This is a genomic window from Lentimicrobium sp. S6, assembly GCF_013166635.1.
Taxonomy (GTDB): Bacteria; Bacteroidota; Bacteroidia; order Bacteroidales; family UBA12170; genus UBA12170.
In genome coordinates this window covers 13,229-23,362 of record NZ_JABKBZ010000044.1, presented here as the reverse complement: position 1 = coordinate 23,362, position 10,134 = coordinate 13,229, and the positions used below count along the sequence as shown (strand labels likewise).

At 28.0% G+C, this 10,134-nt stretch carries 8 protein-coding genes; all 8 read left to right on the top strand.

From position 1 onward, the window contains the following. The first annotated feature begins 6 nt into the window (after window positions 1-6). The 8 genes from HNS40_RS14240 to HNS40_RS14205 all read left to right on the top strand — a co-directional run bounded on the left by HNS40_RS14240 (window position 7) and on the right by HNS40_RS14205 (window position 10,122). Window positions 7-1,440 (top strand): MBOAT family protein, encoded by a 1,434-nt coding sequence (locus HNS40_RS14240; protein ID WP_172281962.1) that lies wholly within the window; start codon window positions 7-9, stop codon window positions 1,438-1,440. Between the two features lie 2 nt (window positions 1,441-1,442). Next, window positions 1,443-2,333 (top strand): hypothetical protein, encoded by an 891-nt coding sequence (locus HNS40_RS14235; protein ID WP_172281961.1) that lies wholly within the window; start codon window positions 1,443-1,445, stop codon window positions 2,331-2,333. 131 nt (window positions 2,334-2,464) lie between these two features. Beyond that, on the top strand, window positions 2,465-3,610 hold the full coding sequence (locus HNS40_RS14230; protein ID WP_172281960.1) for a DUF2334 domain-containing protein: 1,146 nt from the start codon (window positions 2,465-2,467) through the stop codon (window positions 3,608-3,610). Next, window positions 3,591-4,670 carry a GNAT family N-acetyltransferase gene (locus tag HNS40_RS14225; protein ID WP_172281959.1) on the top strand — a complete coding sequence of 360 codons (1,080 nt, stop codon included), beginning with the start codon at window positions 3,591-3,593 and terminating at the stop codon, window positions 4,668-4,670. Before HNS40_RS14230 ends, HNS40_RS14225 begins: the two co-directional genes overlap by 20 nt. 2 nt (window positions 4,671-4,672) lie before the next feature. Beyond that, a complete protein-coding gene (locus HNS40_RS14220; protein ID WP_172281958.1) occupies window positions 4,673-5,272 on the top strand; it encodes a hypothetical protein in 600 nt (199 codons plus the stop codon). Between the two features lie 5 nt (window positions 5,273-5,277). Next, complete coding sequence (locus HNS40_RS14215; protein WP_172281956.1) at window positions 5,278-6,744, top strand: lipopolysaccharide biosynthesis protein; 1,467 nt, start codon at window positions 5,278-5,280, stop codon at window positions 6,742-6,744. A gap of 291 nt (window positions 6,745-7,035) precedes the next feature. Further along, window positions 7,036-8,061, top strand: a complete 1,026-nt coding sequence (locus tag HNS40_RS14210) for a hypothetical protein (RefSeq protein ID WP_172281954.1) — start codon at window positions 7,036-7,038, stop codon at window positions 8,059-8,061. 48 nt (window positions 8,062-8,109) lie between these two features. Further along, window positions 8,110-10,122, top strand: a complete 2,013-nt coding sequence (locus HNS40_RS14205; protein WP_172281952.1) for an alginate lyase family protein — start codon at window positions 8,110-8,112, stop codon at window positions 10,120-10,122. The last annotated feature ends 12 nt before the right edge of the window (window positions 10,123-10,134 follow it).

Here is a 10,134-nt window from a genome sequence, read left to right as displayed (position 1 = left end):
TAAAATATGCTTTTCAATTCTTACGAGTTTATTGTATTTATTATACTCACATTTCTAGTTTATTGGTTTGTTGTAAATAAATCAATAAAACTACAAAACCTGTTTCTTTTGGGCATAAGCTACGTCTTTTACGGATGGTGGGATTGGAGGTTTTTATCATTAATATTATTTAGTTCATTACTTGATTATTTTATAGGTCTTAGACTTCAAAAAGAAAAGAAACCAAAGCCCAGAAAGCTTTTACTTATACTTAGTTTAGTTGTTAATTTAGGTTTTCTAGGTTATTTTAAATATTATAATTTTTTTGTTACTGAGTTTGTCGAAGCTTTTTCGTTTTTTGGTTTTTATCTTGACATTAAAACTCTTAACATCATTTTACCTGTTGGGATTAGTTTTTACACCTTCCAGACTCTTAGTTATTCAATTGATGTTTACAGAGGGAAGTTAAAAGCTACAAAGGACCTTATTTCTTTTATGGCTTACGTAAGTTTCTTCCCTCAATTGGTGGCAGGTCCTATTGAAAGGGCAGTTAATTTATTGCCTCAATTTCATGTAAAAAGAGTATTTGATTTAAATCTTGCGAAAGATGGAATGCGCCAAATATTATGGGGTCTGTTTAAAAAAGTAGTAATTGCTGATGGCGCTGCTTCTACAGTTAATTTGGTTTTTAACCAATACGACCAGCTTCCAGCCAGTACAATTTTGATAGGCGTTATTTTTTTTGCATTTCAAATATATGGAGATTTCTCAGGATATTCAGATATTGCCATTGGTGTTGGTAAGTTATTCGGATTTAAACTTATGCGTAATTTTGCATACCCATATTTTTCTAGAGATATTGCAGAATTTTGGAGGAGGTGGCATATCTCATTATCAACATGGTTTAGAGATTATGTTTATATTCCACTCGGTGGTAGTAAAGGGAATAATTATAAACGGATTAGGAACACCTTTATCATTTTCGGGGTAAGTGGCTTTTGGCATGGTGCCAATTGGACATTTATTGTTTGGGGTTTATTAAATGCGCTGTATTTTCTTCCACTTATGCTAACAAACAAAAACCGGAAAAATACGAATATTGTAGCAGAGAATTCAATTTTACCCTCCTTAAAAGAATTATTGCAAATTCTTTTAACTTTTACGCTTACACTATTTGCATGGATATTTTTCAGATCTGATTCAGTTACACAGGCTATAGACATTATTGGAAGTATATTCAGTCCATCAATTCTCGATACTCCTGTTAATATAGGGTCAAAATTCTATATATTGATAATTGTATTTGTAATCATTGAATGGATTCAAAGAAGAAAAGAATTTGGTTTGGATTTATCAAATGTAAAATCAAGAATTGTTAGATGGGGAGTATATTTTATTATCTCAATCTTAGTGTTCTACTTTTTTAATTATCAGCAATCCTTCATATACTTTCAGTTTTAATAATGAAAACGTTTATAAAAAGCACAATTCTATTTGCAGTTCCTTTTTTAATGCTATTGGCTTTGAATATTATTGTTGATCCATTCAATTATTCTGATTTTAATATTATTAAGCTTAAGAAGCAAGAGGTTTCAATGCCGTTAGATTATAGGTTGTACAAGCTCATAGAGTTTAAAAATAATCCACAAAAGTCATTGCTTTTAGGAGATTCAAGAGCAGCAGCTTTTAATACTTCTTTAATTTATGGAAATGAAAGTAATGGCTATTATAATTTTGGATATGGAGGTGGTAGTCTTCAAGAAGTTTTTGAAACTATTGATTTTGCCGAAGATCAAATAGAAATTGAAAATTTGTATTTATGCATACCATTTAACTTATTTGATGCCTCAAATAGCAAAGAGCGAATTAGTAAAGGAGTCAAAACTCTTAAAAGCCCAATGAGTTATTATCTGAATTTCAATATTACTAAGGCAAGTATATATGTATTGGTTTATAATATTTTTGATGAAAATCTTGCTTCTGAGAATCCAAATATTTCTAAGAAGCAATTTTGGACAAAACAATTGGAACTTGCAGATAAAGCATATCAAGCCTATAATTATCCCTTGACCTATCGTAAACAATTACTGGATTTGAAAGAGGATTGTGAAAAGGAAGGTATAAAGCTATCAATTATAATACCTCCTACACATGTAGACCTACAAAACCTAGTTGTTGTTAATGGTCTTGATGAAAATTATAAGGCCTATAAATTATTTTTGAATTCTATTGGTCCCATTTACGATTTTGATATTATGTCGAATATAACCATTGATTCAGCAAACTTTAAAGACCCATATCATTTCAACGATTCAATTATGAATATTCTTGTAGATGAAATATGGTATCAATAAGAAATAATGATAGTAACTCTAAATGTCGCTAATAAGAAGTACTTGCAGGAGGATGGAAACATCGATTTCAGTTTAATATTGGTAGGGTGTTAACAAATACCATTTTTGGATAATAATTACTTAACTATTAAATGAGTTTTACAAAAACAAAATATTTTAATAATCATCACACTGCATGTTCATTAATGATAGATGATGTTGTTCCTGCTGCTGTTTCAGAGGATGGTGAGATAGGCCCACATAACGATTGGGGATATTTAAAAGACAGTAAAAATTCTCTATTTTCCTTTTTGATGGAGAATCTTCTTATTAAATATCCTCATATTAAAGGTTCAATATTTCTTCCTTTAGAATCACATCTGTATATCCCTAAAGATACAAAGTATAATGTATTTACTGCCGATTTAGATGAAGAGTATATTGCGTTCTTAAAATCAAAATCTGAATATTTCGATATTGAATTTCATGGTGTGAAACATACGTATAATGATGGTGCTAAATTGGTATTTGAGTTTGAAAATATACAACAACAAGATTTCAAATATATAAGTAACAAATTGGATACATTTGAAAAGCTTGGTTTGTGTTTTAATGGGGTTAAGTTTCCAGGTTATAAGTATAATTCGAATGCTTTGAAATTCATAGAGAACAGGTCTTTTTTCTGGGTTGCTTTAGAAGCAGATATGATAAATCGTAAGCATCAAGATAATGTATTGAAGAAGCTTGACAAATTCGATTTAATTAATATACCTACGAATTTAAGTGGTGATATATTCAAACCATCTTCTTATATTAAACAGTTAAAAAGATTAATCAAAAATATTTTATTGCATAGAAGAGATAATTCACCAGAGAAGTATATTAAGTATTTGTATAACAATAAATTACCAATTACAATTCAAGAACACTTTCAAAATCAAATTCCAAATGGAAAAAGACAAACCCCTAATATTTATGATGATATTGAATCATTAGATAAAATTTATAGCTATTTACAACCATTAGATATTTGGTATGCTAGTTGTTCACAAATAGCTAAATATTATGATGCTTATATTAACACTGAAGTTTATATAAAAAAATATGAATTTGAGATTATTTACAATGGAAATTTAGAAAATTCAGAATTGTCATTTGTTTCAGAGTTTTCAAGAATCCAAGATACAATAACCAAAAAAATTTATATTGGCAAGCCAAGTAAAGATAAATTTGTTTTTAACCATATCCGTTCAGGAAAATATACTAAGTTCAATACTTATGATAAAGAAAATTATTAATAGTACAGAAGATTTTCTAGAAATAAAATCTGAGTGGGAGCGAATTCAAAACCAACCAAATAATTTATATTATTTTTCATCATTTGAGTATTGTTATACATGGTGGGAAGCAAATTGCAATAATATCTCTAATAAGTTATTCATTATCGTCGTAATTAATAATAATAAGATTGTTGGTATTGCTCCTTTAATTTTTGTTAACAAGAAAAAGTCTAAGACTAAATATACTAGTCTGGAATTTCTTGCTCAAGGTGATGAAAACGATTTTCTCATAGATAACGATACAGATTCTTCAATTTCAACTATAATAAAGGAGTTAATTAAAGAAATTGAATTGAATAATGAAAAATGGGATGTGCTTAATTTAACCCATATTAATCAGAATTCAGAATTAACATCTTATTTATTGAAATCTAAGTATAATAATAATTTCAATTATTTAATTGAAAACCCACATATTGATTTTAAGGAATTCAAAAATTTCAAATCATATTCTCATTTTATACCTAAAAATATTCTTAGATATTCCAAGAAGCTAAAGAGACAAACTAATTATTCATTTGTAATTAAAACGGATGATGTATTTAATAAAATATCCAAAATACACTTAATGGAAAAGGAATATTTAAAATCTAAAGGAAGAGAAGAGCGGCATTCAATTTTTGACTTACCCTATAGCGAGAAATTTAAATTCTTAGAATCATTGTATTCGAAGTCAAAATATTTATTAACTTTTTTATTAATTGACAATTCAAATGATGAAATTATTTCATATTATACTGGATATCTCTTTAAAAATAAATATTTGTATTGGAGTACTGGGTATAACCCACAGTACGAAAAACTTATTCCTTCTCGGGTATTAAAGTATGAAATTATAAAATACTTTTTTGAAAATGAACCAACTGTTAAATTTGACTTTGGAAGTGGCCGTTATGCCTGGAAGTTTGAATGGACTAATAGGTTTAGTTTGATGTATAGGTTGTATTATATGAATCCAAAGGCCAAAAAGCTGTTATGGGCTGAAAAAATATCATCTATTAAAAAGATATTATTCTAAAAATGATAATTAAGTCTATATTCAAAGTGATAGAAAGCATTCATGTTAAGGTTGATTTATATAAAATTAATTTGACTATGTGGGAGTATGAAAGCATTGAATCAAAAGGGAGATTTGAATTTATTGTTTCTTCCAATACTAAAATTTTAAAGTATTTTAAAACAATTGTAAGTGAAAGAGGTGAAAAATATTTGCATTTAGCAGAAGAACGTCTTAATTCTGGTGATTTTATTTGTTTTGGATTCCTTGATAAAGAAGAACATGACATAGCTTACCTTAGATGGTTGAAAAAGAAGACTTTTTATAGTGAAGTATATAAAAAAACCATATTTCTAGGTGATAAGGATGCATTTACTATGGATAGTTACACGCCAGTAAAGTATAGGGGGTTAAAGCTGCATAAAGATACTAATAGTAACATGTTAAACTATATTAAAAAGAAGTTCGATTTAGAGAATATATATATAATAATTTTTAATGGAAGAAAGTATGATCACTTACACCGAACAATTAAACAGTTGGGGTATGTTAAAGAAAACACAAACAGTTATTTTGATTTCTCATATGCTAAATCAAAAATTAGTAGGTTACTTAAGACATAGTTCTCATGTCAAAATTCATTAAGAATATTTCTTTATATAGTTTTGGTAGTATTTTAAATAAAAGCATTCAGTTTTTATTACTTCCACTATATACACATTTTTTAACTCCAACTGATTATGGAATACTTGAATTAACATATTTATATGGTGCACTTCTTGTAATCTTTTACGGATTTATTATCGAAAATGGCTATGTCAGACTATATTTTGATAAAAAAGAAAGTTTATATAGAGACACTTTGTTTGGAACAGCATTTATATTTAAAATAGTAGTTGGATTAGGTTTTTTATCCATTTCTTTTCTTTTTTCAGATGCGATTTCGATTGCTATTATTGATGTGGAAAATGGAGCGCTTTTTATTCAGCTTATTAGTTTGTCTGTGTTTATTAAGGCTATAGCGGAGATTCCTTTAAAAACACTTATCGTTGAAAAAAGAGCATTAAGATATTTAATCAATAATTCATTATTTGTTTTGGTCTCGTTGTCGAGTACAGTTTATTTTGTTGTATTCATGGAATTAGGAATAGAGGGTGTTTTGTATGGTCAAATAGTTGGTTCAACTACTCAATTTATAATACTGGTTTTAACAGAGTTGAAGTGGAGGTATTTTAGATTTTCAATATCCTATCTGAGCGAGATGTTGTATTTTTCTATATTTCTAATTCCTACTTCTTTAGCCTCTTTCATTACCTATTGGTCTAATAGATATTTTCTTCAAGAGCATTCTTCATTGGAGGATGTTGGGATTTTTTCTTTGGGTTATAAAATAGCTTCAATAATACCAATACTTATCACTGGTCCTATTAAAAAAGTAGTTGGACCAGAGATTTATGGTCTTATCGATAACCCTGAGGAATGTAAAAATAAGATTAGACATTTCACCTCTATTATTTTATTTTTTCTTTTATTTTTTGGATTAAGTTTATCTATGTTTTCTAAAGAACTGGTTTTTTTTATGGCATCAACCGAATTTGCATCTAGTTATGAAGTCGTTTTTATATTAAGCATGGGATATGTAATGATTGGAATTGCCGGAATTGTTGTTTTACCAATAAATATAACAAAAAAAACATGGTTAATTACAATAACTTGGATTCTGGGTTCACTACTTAATGTTCTTTTGAACTACTATCTCATAGATGTATATGGTAAAGAAGGAGCTGCCTATGCAACATTCTTAACATTTTTATTTATTCTTACACTCTATTTTGTTTTTTCAGAAAGAGTGTACAGAGTAGGTTTTGAATATAAAAAATATATTTCGTTAGTTTTATTTACGGGTATAATTTATTATATTAGTAGTCTAATAAAACTGGAATCAATTGTACTTAACATCCTGATAAAATTCTTTCTCCTGGTAACATCAATATTAATTATCGTGAAAGTATTTCTCAATCTTAAAGAAAAAGCTTTTTTGATAACTAAGGTAAATAGTTTGTTTTCGATAAAAAAGATGTTTAAAACCAAGTAATTCATATTTATGTTATTCTTTTTAGGTGCTCTTTTATTCTTTTTATTACCCTCTCTTTCAAAGAGAAATACTTCATTTATTGATTATTATTTGCTTTTTTGCTTATATTTTGATGCTGCAAATGTATTAGTAGATTCTCAGGCGGTAAATTTTCAATATTTTCAGAATTTTTTAATGCTTTCTTTTTCATTCTATTATTTTTTTACCCAGATAAATAAAGTATCAAAGCTTCATAAAAAAGTATTTATCAGCACCACTGTATTCTTATTGATTATTCTTATTTTCCCAATCTTGAAAGGAGAAAGTATTGATCAATCCATACGAACTTTTTCAAAGGTTTTTACATCAGTCATTATATTACCGATATCTTTTCATTATTATTCAAAAAAGGGAAATATAAAAAACTTAATTATTTCAGGGTATTATTTCATAATAGCTTGGGTAATGATTGTTTTATTATTTACAATATTGAAATATGATGCTGTAGGAGATAAGTTAGGGTCAACAACTTTTGGAGGAGGGATTTTTTATTTTGGAAACATGGGCCAGCGAGGAGCTCTAACATATATAAGCTTTGCACTTTTGATTGTTCCTCTTATTATGAGTAATTTTTTAAATAAGAGAAAATCAACTCTTTTCATTTCAATAGGGTTTATATTGTCAATTTTGTTTATTGCTCTAAAGAGATTTTCTTTTGTAGTTATCATTTTAGGATTATTTAATTATCTTATAAAATCCACTATAAGTTTCAAATTAAAACTTAGATTAGTCCTTGGGGCAAGTGTAATCCTTATACTTGTATTTTTTACTACAGACCTCAAGGATATTACAATAAAAAGTTATGATAACAGAGGTGCTGAGAGGAAGTTTGGAACTGAAGCTATAAGTAGTGATATTCGTATATTTGAGCCTTTTTATGTTTTTCGGCAAATAGGAGATAATTCCATGAGTGATTTCTTTTTTGGTAAAAAAATGGCAAAAAGGACAATAAGTATATCAACTTCAAATTTTGAAGGTGACAGAGTCGTACACAATGAATATGCACAAATTTTATTAAAATATGGAATATTTGGTTTGGTAATGTATCTATATATATTCGTAATACTATATAAAATAGTATTAAGGTTGAAGAAAGAGTTGCAAATCAGAAACATTTACAGGGACGAATACTGGATAGTTTTCCAGAATTTTTTAATAATATTTATTATTTCAGGAATGGTTGGGGGACATGTTCATATTACTTTTCGAGGATTTGTTCTTTTGTTTCTAGGAGGTATTGGGGGCTATTTTTATTCTTTATTGAGGAGAAATGAGTAGTGTATAATTAATTCAAGAAATTGTAAAAATCACCTTTATCAAACTCTTATGAATTTTAAAATTAGAAAAGCTATTGATTTTAATGAAGAACTCTACGTTTTTTGGGGAGTAATTAAAAAATACTATACTTATAAAAATCAATTTTATAGATTAACTCATAAACGGGTTAAAAAGAATATTAAAGCAAATATTTTTGATAAAAAGCTTGAGAAAAAACAAGTAAATGAAATTTTAACTAAACAATGTGGAGACTTTATAAGTTTTTCAAAAATTCTAAATCATAACGAGAAAAACTTAATTTTGAATGAAGCTGAAAAAGTCGTAAATCATGAATTTAATTTGCTTGGTGGATACCATAGGTTTAAAGAAAAGATCAATTGGCATTTAGATTACAAGTCTGGTTTTGAATGGAAAAAAGGTGTTTTCTATTTTGATTATTCTCAGGTTGATAATCAAAATAATGCAGATGTTAAAATACCTAGAGAAGTAAGTAGGTCACATCATATGCTGAAGTTAGGTCAAGCTTATTTAGTATCGGGGGATGAAAAATATACTTTAGAATTTATCGAACAAATTGATGATTGGATATTAGAAAATCCTTTAATGTTTAGTATAAATTGGGGATGTGCGCAAGATGTGGCTATAAGAGTTGCGAATTGGATTTATGCATTAAATATGTTTATGCACTCTAATCGCATTACTGATGATTTTTTAATCAAAATAATGACGAGCATATATGAACATGGGTGGTTCATACGTAATAATCTTGAAAAATCATATAAAGGTAATGCCAACCATTATGATGGTGACCTTGCTGGTTTATTGTTAGTTGGCTCTTTGTTTAAGGATATAGATACAACCGCGATGAAATGGTATTCTCTATCAAGATATCAGGTATATAATGAAATTAGGTTGCAAATCCTTCCTTCTGGTGTTTTTTTTGAAAAATCAACTAATTATCATAGATTGATTACTGAATTTTTCTTTTATTCATGTATTTTATTAAAAAGAAATAATGAACAGATTCCACTGGATATAGAATATCGTATAAAAAGTCTCATCTCGTTTATAATGAATTATTTAAATAAAAACGGATATGCTCCAGTTATTGGAGATCAGGATGATGCAAGATATTTGCCATTTTCAGCAACAAAAAATATTGATCATAGATATTTATTATCTATAGGAGCTGTTTACTATAAAGATTCATTATTTAAAAGGTACTCTGGAAAATACGAATATGACACCTTTTTCCTATTAGGATATGAATCAAAAAAAGAATATGATGATTTACCTTCTTATGAGAAGGTACTTGGTTCAATTGCATATAAAGATGCAGGGTTTTATATAATGCGTAATAATACCATTTTCTTGTTTATTAATAATAGTGGGCAATCAAGATATCCCGATGATCCTTTTATGGCTGGATCACATACGCATGCAGATTTATTATCTTTTGAATTACAGATTAATGGTAAAGCATTTCTTGTAGATACAGGTAGCTATTTATATACAGCTTCCCCAATAGAAAGAAACCTTCATCGCTCGACTAAAATGCACAATACAATTGAAATAGATGGCGAGAATCAATACAAGATAAATAAGCATCACTTGTTTGGTTATGAATCATATGCTAACACAAAATTAATCCAATGGATTTCAGAAAAGGAATATGATTTGTTTGAAGGTGAACATGATGCTTATTTGCGGCTTAATGAAGGAGTAATTCACCGTAGAAGGTTTCATTTTGACAAAATAAAAAATCTTATTAAGATTACAGATGCACTTTTTGGTAAAGGAAAACATAACGTTAGTCTATATTTCCATTTCGGAGAGTTGATACCATTTGAGTTAAATAATAATAGATTGATTACTAATCTAAAAAATCATAAAAACATTGAAATGATTTTTGAAGATCGAGCTGATACGAGAATATCAAAGATTGATTCATGGGTTTCTAATAGTTATGGCCAAAGAGAGCCTTCCTCGTCTGTTTTAATTGAGTTTAGCACAAACTGCCCTGTTATATTTGAAACCATTATTATTATTACAGAAAGGTAAATACCGCTCAAC